The 14,096-nt window shown below is 31.1% G+C and carries 18 protein-coding genes and 1 pseudogene; 8 read left to right on the top strand and 11 right to left on the bottom strand.

Annotated features, from left to right (window positions below; genetic code table 11):
- Positions 1-497: 497 nt before the first annotated feature.
- Both F3G69_RS08945 and F3G69_RS08940 read right to left on the bottom strand, forming a co-directional pair.
- On the bottom strand, positions 498-896 hold the full coding sequence (locus F3G69_RS08945) for a type II toxin-antitoxin system VapC family toxin (RefSeq protein WP_103583807.1): 399 nt from the start codon (positions 894-896) through the stop codon (positions 498-500).
- Complete coding sequence (locus F3G69_RS08940; RefSeq protein ID WP_103583808.1) at positions 896-1,750, bottom strand: hypothetical protein; 855 nt, start codon at positions 1,748-1,750, stop codon at positions 896-898. Before F3G69_RS08940 ends, F3G69_RS08945 begins: the two co-directional genes overlap by 1 nt.
- Before the next feature lie 410 nt (positions 1,751-2,160).
- Here F3G69_RS08940 and F3G69_RS08935 point away from each other — a divergent pair, with 410 nt between their 5' ends.
- Positions 2,161-2,976 (top strand): hypothetical protein, encoded by an 816-nt coding sequence (locus F3G69_RS08935; RefSeq protein WP_149715034.1) that lies wholly within the window; start codon positions 2,161-2,163, stop codon positions 2,974-2,976.
- Between the two features lie 432 nt (positions 2,977-3,408).
- Positions 3,409-3,971: pseudogene (locus F3G69_RS08930) on the top strand (P-loop NTPase family protein).
- A 753-nt stretch (positions 3,972-4,724) separates the two neighbouring features.
- Here the strand turns inward: F3G69_RS08930 and F3G69_RS09665 are convergent.
- Genes F3G69_RS09665 through F3G69_RS08915 form a run of 3 tightly spaced genes read right to left on the bottom strand, consistent with a single transcriptional unit; the run spans position 4,725 to position 5,888 of the window.
- Positions 4,725-4,913: a relaxase/mobilization nuclease domain-containing protein gene (locus tag F3G69_RS09665; protein ID WP_103628142.1), complete on the bottom strand. Its 189-nt coding sequence runs from the start codon at positions 4,911-4,913 to the stop codon at positions 4,725-4,727.
- Positions 4,910-5,326, bottom strand: coding sequence for a hypothetical protein (locus F3G69_RS08920; RefSeq protein WP_149715033.1), 417 nt, complete (start codon positions 5,324-5,326; stop codon positions 4,910-4,912). Before F3G69_RS08920 ends, F3G69_RS09665 begins: the two co-directional genes overlap by 4 nt.
- A 7-nt stretch (positions 5,327-5,333) precedes the next feature.
- Entirely contained in the window at positions 5,334-5,888 is a 555-nt protein-coding gene (locus F3G69_RS08915) for a hypothetical protein (protein ID WP_149715032.1), read from the bottom strand.
- A gap of 232 nt (positions 5,889-6,120) precedes the next feature.
- Here F3G69_RS08915 and F3G69_RS09350 point away from each other — a divergent pair, with 232 nt between their 5' ends.
- Positions 6,121-6,279 (top strand): hypothetical protein, encoded by a 159-nt coding sequence (locus F3G69_RS09350; protein WP_188115358.1) that lies wholly within the window; start codon positions 6,121-6,123, stop codon positions 6,277-6,279.
- 1 nt (position 6,280) lies between these two features.
- Entirely contained in the window at positions 6,281-6,502 is a 222-nt protein-coding gene (locus F3G69_RS08910; protein WP_103649459.1) for a hypothetical protein, read from the top strand.
- A gap of 427 nt (positions 6,503-6,929) precedes the next feature.
- Here the strand turns inward: F3G69_RS08910 and F3G69_RS08905 are convergent, their stop codons facing one another.
- Entirely contained in the window at positions 6,930-7,442 is a 513-nt protein-coding gene (locus F3G69_RS08905) for a hypothetical protein (protein WP_103628146.1), read from the bottom strand.
- Between the two features lie 482 nt (positions 7,443-7,924).
- On the opposite strand from F3G69_RS08905, the gene F3G69_RS09345 reads away from it, so the two are divergent.
- The 3 genes from F3G69_RS09345 to F3G69_RS08895 are packed head-to-tail and all read left to right on the top strand — an operon-like array spanning position 7,925 to position 8,798.
- Positions 7,925-8,182, top strand: coding sequence for a P-loop NTPase family protein (locus tag F3G69_RS09345; protein ID WP_188115357.1), 258 nt, complete (start codon positions 7,925-7,927; stop codon positions 8,180-8,182).
- A 5-nt stretch (positions 8,183-8,187) separates the two neighbouring features.
- Entirely contained in the window at positions 8,188-8,496 is a 309-nt protein-coding gene (locus F3G69_RS08900) for a hypothetical protein (RefSeq protein WP_103628147.1), read from the top strand.
- Entirely contained in the window at positions 8,493-8,798 is a 306-nt protein-coding gene (locus F3G69_RS08895; protein WP_149715031.1) for a hypothetical protein, read from the top strand. The genes F3G69_RS08900 and F3G69_RS08895 overlap by 4 nt, the downstream gene beginning before the upstream one ends.
- A gap of 2 nt (positions 8,799-8,800) precedes the next feature.
- Here F3G69_RS08895 and dcm read toward each other — a convergent pair whose 3' ends face one another.
- On the bottom strand, positions 8,801-10,066 hold the full coding sequence (dcm, locus tag F3G69_RS08890) for a DNA (cytosine-5-)-methyltransferase (protein ID WP_103628149.1): 1,266 nt from the start codon (positions 10,064-10,066) through the stop codon (positions 8,801-8,803).
- A 113-nt stretch (positions 10,067-10,179) separates the two neighbouring features.
- Between dcm and F3G69_RS08885 the strand changes: the two genes are divergently transcribed.
- Positions 10,180-10,863: an Eco47II family restriction endonuclease gene (locus F3G69_RS08885; RefSeq protein WP_103628150.1), complete on the top strand. Its 684-nt coding sequence runs from the start codon at positions 10,180-10,182 to the stop codon at positions 10,861-10,863.
- Between the two features lie 27 nt (positions 10,864-10,890).
- On the opposite strand, the gene F3G69_RS08880 is transcribed toward F3G69_RS08885, so the two are convergent.
- The 4 genes from F3G69_RS08880 to F3G69_RS08865 form a co-directional block, all read right to left on the bottom strand.
- The gene (locus F3G69_RS08880) at positions 10,891-11,289 is read right to left on the bottom strand and encodes a hypothetical protein (protein WP_149715030.1); all 399 of its coding nucleotides are present in this window, start codon (positions 11,287-11,289) and stop codon (positions 10,891-10,893) included.
- 288 nt (positions 11,290-11,577) lie between these two features.
- Complete coding sequence (locus tag F3G69_RS08875) at positions 11,578-12,504, bottom strand: helix-turn-helix domain-containing protein (RefSeq protein WP_149715029.1); 927 nt, start codon at positions 12,502-12,504, stop codon at positions 11,578-11,580.
- A gap of 765 nt (positions 12,505-13,269) precedes the next feature.
- Complete coding sequence (locus F3G69_RS08870) at positions 13,270-13,572, bottom strand: hypothetical protein (protein WP_149715028.1); 303 nt, start codon at positions 13,570-13,572, stop codon at positions 13,270-13,272.
- Positions 13,573-13,603: 31 nt separating this feature from the next.
- Entirely contained in the window at positions 13,604-13,828 is a 225-nt protein-coding gene (locus tag F3G69_RS08865) for a hypothetical protein (protein WP_223154752.1), read from the bottom strand.
- Positions 13,829-14,096: the final 268 nt, after the last annotated feature.

The raw sequence follows: 14,096 nt of genomic DNA, 5'->3' as shown, positions 1-14,096 counted from the left end.
TCTTGTAAAAATAAGTAGCATCGATCAGGATATAAAAACATAATCAACAACACGAATATTATCTCTTAATGAAATAAAAAATCTCCCAAAAAAATACAAAATTTGATCTTATATAAAATTTTTTCCCAAAAAAAGAAACAAACACTGCCCTCGATTTGCAAAAAAAGTACTTTACGGTAAAAAAAAAGCAAAGATCATAAAATAAACCAATGATAATATGGTTCTTTTTTGGTGTTTTATCTTTGTGCGAATTTTTTGCTTGCAAAAAATTAACAGCACAATTATAAAAGTTCAAAAGTTATTTACTTTTGATTTACCTTATTTTTGGTTCTGCAACAAGAAAAGAATAAGAAGGGAAAACACTATAAAAAATGGTCTTAAAGTGCAGTGATTTCGTGGACTGCAGCCATTTCATATTTTCCCGTGCTTGGGAAAAATGGTTTTCTGTGTGGGAAAAATTTAACCACACCAGCAAAATTTTTCCCAAAAAATTATAATTAATCATAATTTTTTACGGCAATAGCAATTTTTGGAAAGTTTTTATCACACGTGTATATAACTTCGCAGCCTTCTTTATCTGCGCAAAAGTATTGCAATGCATCCTCCAGGTCGGCGTTAGAATTTTTAGAGTACTTTATGGCCTTCTTTATTGTTTCAACGCCAAAGCTTGCTAGCTGCCATTTTTGAGTTATCACTTCTAGAAAGTCAAGCAATATAAGCTGTTTTTGCTTTGAATGACGCAAATTGTAATAAAGTGTACTAATACTATCTTCACTAATAACAATATCAGTGCCATTTCGCATTAAATTTTGCATTAGTGCAATAGCTTTTTGGTTGTTTGCTCTATCAGTATCAATAATATCTATAATAATATTTAGGTCGAAAAAAACTTTCATTATTCATCCCTTTGATTTAGTTCATCTGATTTAGCAGCCCTAAGTGACTTAGCATCGCCTTTAAAATCACCCTTAAACACTCCAACAAATTTCATAATATCGGCAATATCGCTCTCTACGCCGCTTGCTGTTTCATTTGTTATTTCAGATTTTACCTCGATGGCTTCTGGCTTGTCCTCGGCTGGCTCCTCATCATGTTTTTTTGATATCACGATTTCAGTCTCACTCTTATTTGCTGAATGTTGGATCTGTTTTACGCTATCAATCTGAAAATCATCGGGGGCTGCCAAAACCTTGTCGAATCCATCATAGGCCGCATCAGTTAAAATTTCTTTTGTCATCTCAAGTGTTTCGAAATTAAATGTTTTAACAGTCGTTTGTCTTAGCTGTTTGAGGTCTTTTATTGAACCTTTGCCTACGATTTGTGGGTTGAGCATAAATGAGTTTTTACCTATAATGTCGAATTTATCCTTGTCATTTTCACTGATTTTAAAAATTGCCTGCTTATCTTCTAACTCTTTCAGGGCACGATATACGCTTGATTTTGCTAGGATCTTCCTCTCTTCAAAGTATTTGACAAAATCACTATCATATTTAAAGATATTTTTATAATTGACATTTTTTATCATTACTAAAAAAACCGTTCTGGCATTGTTTGAAAGATTTTCAACTAAAAAGTCTAAGTTTTCAACAAATACCTTTATAAAGGCATCTTTTGACTGTTCTTTTTGTAAAAAGCTGGTTACTATCGTTTTTACTTCACCTGTTTGGCTATCTACTATCTCTTGCGTACGATTGTAAAGTCTGGCACTCGTAGAACGAGATTTCTCAAGGTCTATAATCTCTCTTGCCATATTTGTCCTTTTTTTCATTTTTTGACACGAATTTACATTTTTTCGCCTTATTGCCTACTTAATTTTCCCAGAAAAAGACTCAGATTTTATTATGATAGAAATTTTTTTCCCAGAAAAAAATATTTTTGGGAAAAATATAAAGCTAAATTAAAAATTTAAAAAACATTTTAAAAATTTTTAATTTAGCCAAGTAGTATATTAGGCAAATTTTTCATTACTGTAAGATTAAAGAATTTTCTTATAAAGACATTTCCTTAAAAATGTTTCTATATAATACGATAAATATATTAAACTGCGTGTATAAATTGAAACCATATAGCTCTAGTCTCAAGACAAAACTATCCAGTTATGCAATAGTTTATGTAAAAATAGTAAAATTGCATTCAATAAATAAACTTGGAGCATATATAATGTTTCACATATTAAATCCTAAATACAATGAATTGTCAGAGCAAAATTTCAAAGAGACCATAGATGAGATCTGGGACTTCGTGGACACCAAGAACAACCTTATCCTATCAAATCCGCAGAACAAGATAAAGGGCAATCGGCCGCTAATAACCAAAAAGAGATTTACGGATATGATGGAAATGGAGTGGACGCCACTACAAGAGGAGATCAACTTCTCGGATTATCTATATTTGATAATCAAGAATATGGAGAACCAAATCAATCAATCCAGTCAGATCAATCAAAAGCAAATAGAGCAGATCAAAAAAGAGTTAGTAAATTTACTAATAACCATCAATCACGACTGGGTGAATTGGAGAGCGATGACTTGCGATACGATAGAACCTAGCGAGGAAGTGATAAATCGGATGAAAGCTTATATCGAGAAACGTCTGGACGTGGAGCAACAAGAGATAATGAGATCAACATATCCAGCACCTTCGAACATTCAATCAGGCGACTGGATGCACAAACTAACGATACTTTACCGCTGGACGACAGCTTTGGAAAACTTGGGGATGATAGACGACATCCAAGCCAGAGGGCTAGTGAACGAGGAGAAGCTAGAGGAGTTAGCGATAGCTCTATACAGGCAGGAGTATTGGGAGAAAGATATTCTTTGCGAGGACGAAGCGAAGAAATTAAGAGAGATGGGCAATACGGATCTGGAAATTTACAAGATAATGGGGGGACTATCGATCTACAAAGAATATCTCAATCTAAGCGACGCGAGATATCCGATGAAAGAGATAAAAGAAAAACTACTAAGACATTAAAAAAGATACTAGCTCTACCGACAAATATGATGGAGCTAGAAGTCTTTTTGACTTCGATGAGAAAGAGGTTAAAGAAGAACTAAAACCAAATATTATTCCTCAGCCACAAAATCAAAAAACGGAGCTTAATTTTACAATTACTAGAAAAAGGTAAGAGATTATAAACAAGTTGGAATTAGCGAAGCCCTTAACAAATTAAATGATACTTGACAGGAGGAATAAAGAGATAGAATTGCTTAGTACAGACGAGTGTGCTAATGTAATGGTTTTCAAGGAAAATCTAAAAAATATTTGCACAATAACTGAAGTGATCGACTGGAACAAAAATTGTCAAAAATATCAAAAAACAATCAATAAGATTTTTGATTTTACCGATTTTTAGCAATTTAAGGGAGCATTAAAAATAAAGATAAAAAGCAAAGTATAAAAATAATGAAAATAGCTCTATTAAACAAAAAAGGCGGCGTAGGCAAAACGCCTTTTGCTTTTAGTATTGCAAAGGATTTTGGATACTTTTTGCAATCTAATGACAATTCTTGTATCGAACAGATCTACCCAGACAAAGCAAAAATTCTAGACAAAGTCAAGGATCTTGACGATTGTGTATATGACTTTGGTGGGTTTTCTGCTTCTGGGGTTTTAGATATTATAAAAATTGTGATGTCGTAATTATCCCTTGTTTGCCAACATATAATTCATTTATCAGAACAGTAGAAACGATAAATGAAATTATCTCAATAAATTCAAATATAATACTTCTTGCAACCAACTATAAAGATGATAGAGAAGAAGAATTTTTAGAAAATGAGCTTGATAAGAGATACAAAGATATACCAACTTTTTATTTCAAAAATTCTAAGATCGTTAATAACGCTGCAAACTACGGATTATCTTTTACTGAGTTATATAATGAAAGCTCTTTATCGAAAAGGAGCTACTCGAGCTTTTTTAACGAATATAGAAGACTTTTAAAAGCTATAAAAAGCAAATCTTAATTTATATTATTTTAATTTTAAATATATTAATTTGATATAAAAACTATTAAAAGGATATAAGATAATGACAAAAAAGAGCAGATATTAGTATCGATACTGCTTTACAAAACAGCGATGTAAAAACTTATGAGATGCGAGATAAAAAAGACAAGAAATAAAAGAAAAACACTGTGCAAGTAAGTATTTATCTTACTCAAGAAGAAATAACGTATTTGGATTGTAAGTGCGATGAAACTTTTCTAGCTAGAAATTTACATGAGAAAACTTCTTGTAGAAGATATAAAAAGAAAAAGCAAATGATAGCAGCCGACGTAAAGGAATTTTGCAAATAGCAAAATTTAACATATAAACAGCTAGCGTAAAAATCGGTATGAACGAGTGCAGCTTGAAAGTGGCAATAACCACTGATAAATTTAGCAGCTAAACGATACAATCGATCAATCTACTAAAAGAAAATCAAAAACTACAAACTGAACTTACAGATTTTAAGGTATTAAGTGAAATTATCAAAAAGATTTCAAATAATTAGATTTTTACCTTTTTCTCCCAAAAGGGTAAAAATTTTAACTATTTTATAGAATAAAGGACAAGAGATGAAACTATATGAGCTTTTTTAGAGGAAAAGAAGTTAGGAGTATTTTTAAAAGAGCCTCAAAAAGTTATTTATTGCGATGGGTCTAGTGATGACTTTGATTTACTTTGCTCCGAATCCTAGTTTTATAGACTCGTTAGCAAAAAAATATCTTAAATTAGCTATATCAGATTTTTCGGATTTATTCTCCTGCCAAGATAATCTTTTACCTTTAAAACCAAATGGCAATGTGGATTATCCGTATCATTATGTATCGCTATACAAAAATAGTTATCTGGATACATTTTTGATACACAATTCATTGCTGCTTTTTTAATTTTAGCTCCAGATGCAAATTGATAATCTTTCATAGAAAAACAACATGTATTGCTTCTCTCTGCTCTTTTAGCGAGTTATCTCTTATCTCTCTTTGTGTTGGTATGCGATCGCCGCTATTAAAGCTTTCAGATAAAATATTTAAATCACTTTTTCCTATAAATTTACAACCATCAGAGCTTTGGACTTCAACCTCGCCATTTCTAGAAATATATCTTAGATGTGCTTTTAGCCCCTCATAATTTTTACTAGATCCGGTAAATTTAATAACAACTTCCGTTTGTTTTTTTGAAGGTGCTTTTGTATATGTAATAACACTCTTAAATCTATTTTTATAAATACCTCGTTGATTATTATATGCGTAAGAACTCTTAGCCTTTTTTTCTAAATCAGTAATAACTCTTTTGGGTCGCCACCATTCGTCATCAAGTATTCTCTTTTTTCTCATCTAAATATTACTTTAGTTTTAAATTTAAAATCTTGATATACTTTTCTATCTTATCGCTTACGGCAGAAATTTTGTCATTTACTACTTTTACTACTGATATTAAATTTTCATAATTTACTTTAAAATTTTTCAAATCCTGCTCATATAATACTTTTAGCATTTGGTTAATATTCCTACCAACCATATTAAGCTCATAGTTAGATTTTCTTAACTCCTCCATTTCAATATTATTAAAAATAGGGCTATCGGAATTTAAAAGATTTAATAATAAAAATTTAGCCTCTTTGGTAGCTGAGTTAAAACCATGTTTTTTAGATAGATCAACTAAATACTTATATTCACTTTTAGATATTGATATTCTAAGCTCAACTTCTTTGTTGTTTTCTCTTAACAACAAAGTATTTTTTTTAGATCCCTCAATATCACCAGTAGATATAAAATTCATAATAGCAGCATTAACCAAATCACTAAAATTATACTTACTATCTTTCAAATATGCCTCAACCAAATTTAACAAATTGTTTTCTATTCTAAAACTCTTTTTTGTCTTATTATTTTCCATTATACTTATCCTATACCTGAGCCTCGCAGAGTTGGCAATAACCCAAAGTCCGAGATAAAATGTCGGACAAATTTGGCGTTATTGCCTATCCTGCAATTAATACTATTTACGACCAAAATTATACATGATAAAACTTACCACAATTAAAAAATAGCTATTACGGCCTTAAAAATTTTCATTGAACTTCGCTATACTATTAATTAAATCTTTATCAGTAAAAAGGTGAATGGCTATGAGCGAGTTAGTTTCAATAGATGAGAAAATTAAAAAAATAAAATCTCAATTAGCATCACTTGAAAGCAAAAAGAAAGAGATGATAGCAAAAGAGCAGTTGAAATTATCACAAACAATAAAAGATAAAGAAAAAGATAAAAATTTAGATAGGTGGTAATATGGAAGAGAATATCATATTAGATGAAAATACTTTGTCGCCATGGCTCAAAAAAGACTTACAAAAGTTTTTAGATTGTAAGAATTCAAATACTCATCCTAATTGGGATTTAAGCTTATACTGGAGCGAGCTTTACTCATCAATAAATATATCTCAGCTTAGCAAAGAGATTACAAAAGAGCAAGCGGAATATTTAAGAAGAAAATATTTAGGAATTTGTTAAAACGATATATCATAAAGATTATAACCAAGCCTCTAGTATTTATTAATGGCTCAAGGACAGATTTTATAATGGTTATCTTTGAGCTTTTATACTTTTTAAGAAATAACGAAAATTTGCTTATTTTTAGTTAAATTCTTAAGCCATTTTTACTACTTTAAGTTTCCCAAACTTAAATTTTATTATTTTACACTTTTAAAAGCCCAGTAAATAGGACATATTGACATTTTTATTTTGAAAATAATTGTTTTCAATAGTAAAAGAGGGGAAAGCTATGTTTAGGGCTTTTTGAAAGGGTATGTTTTTAGTTTAAGGTTTATGAGTGGTAAGACCGGGCAAAACTTAAAGAGCGAAATGCCGTATTTTATGGGGTTTGTAATTTAAGGTTCTTTGGACAAATAAAGTACAATATTTATTGAGTGCTTATTAGCTAATATAGATCATTTGCATCATGTATTTCTTTTACTAATATTTTATTTTTATTCGTTTCTTTACACTTAGGACAAAATGAAGCATCCACTTGCTTTCCTAATTCTACCCATCTATGGTGACAACTGAGGCAATCTGCGACAGATAAAAAGCCATATGCATCAATTTCTTTTTGTATCTCCTCTTTTCGATTTTGGCTATTTTGTTTTATTTTGTCTAATTCCTCTTTAGTTTTATTGAGCGATTTTTTAAACTTAGAATATTCCGACTCATTGTTATGAGAATCGTCGCTATTCTTATCCTGAATTTCGGTAATATCGTATATTATTTGCTTCATTTTCCCCAATTTTGTTGTAGGATATTCGTCTTCTTCGTTTTTTGGCCTAGTTGCATAATGAATACCTTTGCAAGCGAGTTTTCCTATGAGTATTGCACCATTAAATCCTACCTTCAGTATTTTTCCCATTATTTCTCGGGCTTCTTCTTCAGAGTATTTTTTATAATTTTCAGCCATCTTAATCCTTCATTTATTTTTTTATACTATAATATACATAGTATACATCTTTTTAAAAGGAAAATCAAATGGCTGAAAATACCAATAAAACAATAGTTTATAGGTGTAAATGCAATGATTGTAAATATGAATGGACTAGTCGAGCTGGTTATGGTACACCAAACTATTGTCCTAAGTGTAGGAGCGTAAAAATAGCTATTTCTCCGATGCCAGGAGTATAAAAGATAGTACACACTGTGATACCAAAAATTAGAAGCTAAAAACAACAATAATTTTGTATTTATTTAAATAGTTTTCTAAGTGCTATTTAAATAAATTAGTTATTTCAAGATAAATACTACATTTTGGTCTTATGGCGTTGGCTGGCTCATATTGCTATTGATAGAGCTATTTTACAAGTTGTTAAATATATAAAATTGCTATATATAATAAGTTATTAATATAAATTAAGTTATAATATTTAAAAACTTGTAAAGGATTTTATGAGAATAGCGGTAATTAATTCCAAAGGTGGAGTAGGTAAAACGCCTTTGGCCTTCAGTTTAGCTAAGGATCTGGGCTTAAATTTACAGACTAACGACAATTCCATAGTTACTCAAATATATGATAAAGTGGTATTTTCTAATCTTTGCAAAGTAGCAGACGATACGGTTTATGATTTTGGCGGCTTTGTGGCTCCTGGAGTGCTAAGTATATTAAAAGAGTGCGATTTCGTTATCATGCCGGTTACTCCAAAATAAACTCTGTGTTTAAAGCGGCAGAAACCTACAATCAAATAAAAGACTATGCTAAAAATATGATGGTTTTGGTGACGGATATTATAAATAGAGGAGATCTTGAAACTATTATAGAGGCCTTGAAAGGAGCTGGATTTAAAAACGACGTCGAATATATGCTTTTAAAAAGATCAGCCATATTTGAGAATGCTATCGCAAATGGCTTAAGCTTTGCGGATCTTTATAATCAAAACGGCTTATCAAGATCCCAGTATAAAGACTTCTATTCGCAATACTATAAAATTATCAAATACATTAAAACTAAGGCTTTATCGTGAAGAGCCTTTCAAATTTTAAACTAAACAACGATGTAATGATCGGGTTTGCAGAGGCGGACGATCAAACGGCAAAGCTAGATAAGATTTCCGAGCTAGAAGCTACTTTGGCCAAATATAAAAGACTAGGGCGCCCAAAATCAGAAAACCCGCCGACTCGTCAGATGACGGCGTATCTATCTGACGATGAGATGGAGTTTTTAACCAAAGAAGCCAAAGAAAAAGGCATCAGCAAAAACCAGGTACTTAGAAATTTGATAGCTAAAGAAATAAACAAATTGCCATGTCCAAAGAGTATTAAATAAGATCATGCTAATTTTTTATTCTTTTCTATAATATTTAAAAGTCTAACCAAGCTCCTTGCTACTGCATAAGATAAATTTACTGGTACAGCATTGCCAATTTGTTTATACTGGTTTGTCATAGAGCCAATAAATTCCCAATCATCTGGAAAGGTTTGAATTCTGGCATACTCTCTAACGGTTAAAGGCCTTGTTTCTTCTGGATGGCATCTTTCCGTCTGCTTTTGTGCTGGAGAACAAGTTAAGGTTAGACTTGGTTCATCATATGACAATCTTCTTGCCATCCCCGTTTTACCACCACCTAGAAAATAACTTTTTTGCATGTATTCTTTTTGTAAAATATCAGGAAGATCCTTCCAATAACCACCCGCTGGAACTAAATCTAAAATTTCTTTTTTTCTTTTTGGATATTGTTGCCCTTGGGATTTTGGGACATCCGTATTATATAGTTCACCTTTTTTAAAAGCATCCCTAAGAGTCATAATTCTTTTATAAGGGGATGGCCATTTGAAGTCATTTAATGATATTTTTTTCATAATGTCTTGTCTTACTCCAACAAAAAACAATCTTTCTCTTTTTTGAGGAACTTGATAAAACATGGCTTTTAACACATTGGGTTCAGTGATTAATTTATATCCAATATCGTCAATGACTGATTTAATTGCTTCTAATGTTCTGCCATTATCGTGTTTTAATAGGCCTCTTACATTTTCGGCTAAAAAAATAGTTGGTCTACATTCTTTAACAGCTCTTGCAAATTCAAAAAACAGTGTACCCCTTGCATCTTCAAAACCTAGTTTTTTACCTGCATAAGAAAAAGCTTGACAAGGGAATCCGCCAGATAAGACATCTACCTTACCTTTAAATTTAGTAAAATCTAGTTGAGCCACATCTCCTTCAACCACATTCCAAGAGGGTCTATTTTCTCGTAAGGTTTTACAAGCAAATTTATCTATTTCATTTAATAAAATAGCCTCTAGACCTGCTTTTTCAAAACCCAAAGCTAATCCACCGGCTCCTGCAAACAATTCTACTGATTTATATTTTCTTAGGGGTTTCGTGTCTAATTCCTCATCCCATAGCGTATTAAACATTAACCGTGCTTCTTCAAAGTTGTGTAATTGAGTTCTATGATAAACTCTATAGTTGTTCATTGGATGTCTGACAGGTTCTAATTTACCATTTTTATCCCATCTTCTTAACGTTTCTTTTGATATAGACAATATGTCAGCTACCTCAGATATGTTGTAATATTCTTTTTCAAAAATCATAATTTAACCTTATATAACATTGTTTATGGTTATTTTATCAAAAATATTATTAAAGTTGTTATATGCTTAAACCTGTTATGATTATAAATTAGTTAAACTTTTAGGTAGGCAAAATGTCGTATTTTGAAAATAATAATGCACTTTCAGAAATAATTAAAAAGCTTTATACAATTTATACAAAGGCTCAGAATTCTAATGATATTTATAGCAATGTCATCGATCCATTTTCGGCTTTATTAGAATCAAGTTTTAATAAAATGACTTATGATCAGTGGATCGAGGCAGAAAAATCTAGACAAATACAAAAGACATTACAAAACGCAATAGGGACTTTTCACGAAGAGATTATTGGTGAAATTAAAGGTTTTAAGAATTTAAAAGTTGGTGAGATTATAGATATTATTTCTGAAGATAAAAAAATTATTGCAGAGATTAAGAATAAATGGAATACTACAAAAGGAAATCATAAAGTAGCAATATATGATGATATAGCATCAGTATTAACTGATAGAGAAGGATTTACTGGATATTATGTAGAGGTAGTTCCTAATAAACCAACTCCATATAACAAAGCATTTACTCCTTCTGATAATAAAACGCACTTGCCAAGACCGGAGAACCCTAAAATTAAAGTAATTGATGGAAAAAGCTTTTACGCGATGATAACTGGCGATGAAAATGCTATATTTAGAATTTATGACGAAATAATGGAAGAACTTAAGAAACTTAAATTAAACCCAGACATTAAATTTAAGCAACTTTTGACAAAAGCCTATGGGGAATCTGCACAAAATTAAAAATAACTGTACAGATTTTTAGGGGGGCTAATCCCCATATTTCTCAAAAGTATTTTTAAAATGCTTAAAGTTATCAAAGAGCATGGCAGTTGAATATCCGTCATCGACGTTTAAAAGCTTTGCCTCTAATTGCTTTCCGTTTTTCTCGATGCTTTGAATCTTTAGTACGTCTATAGCGTCCGTTTTTTCATTGTATATACGCAAATACCTACCTATATATGCGTCAAAGTCATTAACGACTTTGCCCGTGATAGGGTTGCTGCGCTTTAATTGCTTTAGCATATCTTGACGTTTTATATCGCCGGCTATCGTATCCAAATTTCGGCGATTCTCTTTCTCGTCTCGTTCAATATCGCTTATTTTTTGAGGCTCAAAATAAAACTCCAGCGCCTCTATGTTGCGTCCGCTTTTGATCTTTTTTATCATAAGCCCTTTAAACGGCGTTCGGCGTTGGTCGAATGGGTTCTTAAAATATGCTTAAAATTTATATATTTCATAATATAAAAGCTAAAAATCAACCTAATAGATACTTAAAACAAGCCAAAGCTATAAGTAAGTTAGGAACTTATAATATATACGCTTTGGGTGTATGTGGAACAAAAACAAACTGACTAGACTTAGGTGCCTATAAATTTTTAAAAATATTTGTTTTTAGTTTTTAAAAAAAACAAGATAATAAAAATAAATAAGCAGTCAGCGATGTACCTTGACCGCTTATTTATTTATCTTTCTTTCTTTTATTTCTTTAATAATATTGGTGCACTCAACAAAAAAATCGCCATACCTTTCTTGATTATAGTAGTCTAGATCAAATAAGTCATATAGCATACATGATCCTCTGCCACGTTTTAAAATATTGCCAGCATAATAGTCTCTTGAAAGCAATTTTTTATAATCATCTGGCTCAAGCGTAACTAAGGATACGTATGACCCCCTATTTTCAGTGTAGAAACTATATAATTCAAAAAGATCGCTACACTCTATGCCACTCATGATGAAACGATCACCTATACAAAAATCTCTTTCAAATATATCAAAACGACCCAATTTATCCTCAGCAACTAATTTTGTATACTCTATATTATCTGTGCAATTAACGATATAAAACTTATTAAATTCTCTCTTTTTTTCTTTTAACTGAGAAAAATATCTGCAGCCTATTATCTCTAAATCGAATGGATGCCCTTTACCATCCTCGAGCCACTCATTTGAGATATGAAAAACATCTGAAAACTTTTTTAAAAAGTCAAAACTAGGATAAATTTGAGCTTTTAATACCTTGTTTAAATATTCAAAATCTGGAAACTCTAGGCTCTTGCTAGCCTTTGCAAGGCTGAGATCATATTCGTTTAGAATATGCCTTATTCTACTCGCAATTTTTTTTAGTTCATCGTCTATGTCTATATTCTCATCATTGTTGCTATATAAAAAAACAATTTTAGAAAGCGAGTCGTTTAAATCAGACAAAAGCTTTGTCTTATGATGATCTTCAAGCATAAGCTCTAGTGCCAAGCGAGTTGCTTTCGTCATTCTGCTTTCATCACTCCAGCTATCAAGTGTAGTTTTTGAAACACCAAGCTTTTCAGCCAACTCATATCTATTTATGTTGTATGCATCACATACGTCCTGATGAAGAGACATTTAATACTTCTCCTTTTACTGATTTAAATTGTGTAGTTAGTACTATAGCATAAAATCAAAAATGTATCTATGTAAAATAGATTTGCTTTACATAATAATTATAATTTATTATGTTTATATATAATAATTATTATATTAATATAATAGAAATACTATTATATTTTACATTTTTGCAATATTTTTTTCTTTACTGATCAATTTCTCTTTGCGGAGCGATAGCGACTATGCAAAGTATAAAATACATCAAGCAGAGGTAAAATTTCAAAAGTAATTCATTTACTTTTGATTTACCTAATTTTCAAACCTAATTTTTTGACTTTTAGATTAGATAGAGAGAAAATTTTGAAAAAAGTGCTTTAAAGTCCCATTCTAACGTACTTGGAAGCACTTTGTATCTGTGCCAAATATGGGACAATCCCAAATTTTTGGAACGTTTTTTAAAGAATTATTAATTCAATTTTAAAAAATTAAAATAGGTTGTCCCAAAAAAATACCATGTGCTCCGGTATCTCTTGCGGTAACACTCTCATAATCACCTAATACCGTATCTAGTTCGCTTTTCATTAAGCCGTTATAAATGTGCGTATCTGCATTTGAGAGAGTATTTGCTATGCCTTTAGCTGTCTCTTTTATATCTGTTACTAGATAATAAACTCCCGTTATTGTATCTTTTAAGGAGTTTATTTATTATAATTTAAAAGCTTATTTTAATGCAAATCATCTACTATTTCGTATTTGTCTCCACATTTTTCATATAAAATTTTTCTAAGTTCGTTGATTTTTTTGCATGTATTTTGCTTCGGATTCGGGACTAGCAAAGCCCTTATAGCTAAATTCTTTTTCATTGTTTATAAAAAGACTATTGTATTCTTTCATAATCTCCGTCGAGAGCCTTTTTATATCTGGGCAAGATAACAGTTCATCTGGGAGTTTGCTATCCCAAGATGTTTCTTCTTCTTGCTCTACACACGTTCCACCATTTATGTTTTCACCAAATTCATCATATATCCAAAATACGCTATCACATGCGAATTCTGTTTGTAAAACTATTTTTAACTTTTTATTCACCGCAAACTCTTTTGTGAACTATCCTGCAAGATTATTGATTTTTTACCAAAAACCACTCATCTTTTTTTACGCCAAATTCAAATTCTGCTTGCCCAAAAGCATCTTCTAAAGTCTCATGATACGTATCTGCCTGCTCTTCTCCAAATTTGTCAAGATAAAGCAAATAATATCCTTCATTGTCACTATACTTGACAATACTTAGTGCAAATGGCTTTGGCAAAAGAGTGTTACCAGAGTAGTGAATTGTTTTTGGCATTTGCCCCAATTGCGCATTGTCCTTTAAATAAATCTTATAAAGTTCTCTCATTTTTGACTATCCCCAATAATTTCTACAGCCGTATTTTCTATTATTTTCCACCACTTTAAGTATAAAATTTAGCCTATCAACGCTTGTCATCGCTTCAAATTTGCCGTCATCTAGTTTTATTTAGCACTAGCTTAAAAAATAGTAAATGCAAGAAAGGATTTATAAATTTATTAATTTTTACCAATACTATATTACTAAACTTTATGTTCGGCTATCA

It is taken from the genome of Campylobacter concisus, assembly GCF_902460625.1.
GTDB lineage: Bacteria > Campylobacterota > Campylobacteria > Campylobacterales > Campylobacteraceae > Campylobacter_A > Campylobacter_A concisus_AD.
Note: the sequence above shows the minus strand (reverse complement) of the source record. Positions and strands in the feature narration are given on the sequence as shown.

Bases quoted from the DNA above. Each gene is read 5' to 3' on its own strand.
- F3G69_RS08865 (WP_223154752.1), bottom strand. From the start codon at position 13,828: ATGCCAAAAACAATTCACTACTCTGGTAACACTCTTTTGCCAAAGCCA.
- F3G69_RS09350 (WP_188115358.1), top strand. From the start codon at position 6,121: ATGAGCGAGTTAGTTTCAATAGATGAGAAAATTAAAAAAATAAAATCT.
- F3G69_RS08880 (WP_149715030.1), bottom strand. From the start codon at position 11,289: ATGATAAAAAAGATCAAAAGCGGACGCAACATAGAGGCGCTGGAGTTT.
- F3G69_RS08920 (WP_149715033.1), bottom strand. From the start codon at position 5,326: ATGAGAAAAAAGAGAATACTTGATGACGAATGGTGGCGACCCAAAAGA.
- F3G69_RS09665 (WP_103628142.1), bottom strand. From the start codon at position 4,913: ATGAAAGATTATCAATTTGCATCTGGAGCTAAAATTAAAAAAGCAGCA.
- F3G69_RS08875 (WP_149715029.1), bottom strand. From the start codon at position 12,504: ATGTCTCTTCATCAGGACGTATGTGATGCATACAACATAAATAGATAT.
- F3G69_RS08915 (WP_149715032.1), bottom strand. From the start codon at position 5,888: ATGGAAAATAATAAGACAAAAAAGAGTTTTAGAATAGAAAACAATTTG.
- F3G69_RS08885 (WP_103628150.1), top strand. From the start codon at position 10,180: ATGTCGTATTTTGAAAATAATAATGCACTTTCAGAAATAATTAAAAAG.
- F3G69_RS08940 (WP_103583808.1), bottom strand. From the start codon at position 1,750: ATGGCAAGAGAGATTATAGACCTTGAGAAATCTCGTTCTACGAGTGCC.
- F3G69_RS08905 (WP_103628146.1), bottom strand. From the start codon at position 7,442: ATGGCTGAAAATTATAAAAAATACTCTGAAGAAGAAGCCCGAGAAATA.
- dcm (WP_103628149.1), bottom strand. From the start codon at position 10,066: ATGATTTTTGAAAAAGAATATTACAACATATCTGAGGTAGCTGACATA.
- F3G69_RS08935 (WP_149715034.1), top strand. From the start codon at position 2,161: ATGTTTCACATATTAAATCCTAAATACAATGAATTGTCAGAGCAAAAT.
- F3G69_RS08910 (WP_103649459.1), top strand. From the start codon at position 6,281: ATGGAAGAGAATATCATATTAGATGAAAATACTTTGTCGCCATGGCTC.
- F3G69_RS08945 (WP_103583807.1), bottom strand. From the start codon at position 896: ATGAAAGTTTTTTTCGACCTAAATATTATTATAGATATTATTGATACT.
- F3G69_RS09345 (WP_188115357.1), top strand. From the start codon at position 7,925: ATGAGAATAGCGGTAATTAATTCCAAAGGTGGAGTAGGTAAAACGCCT.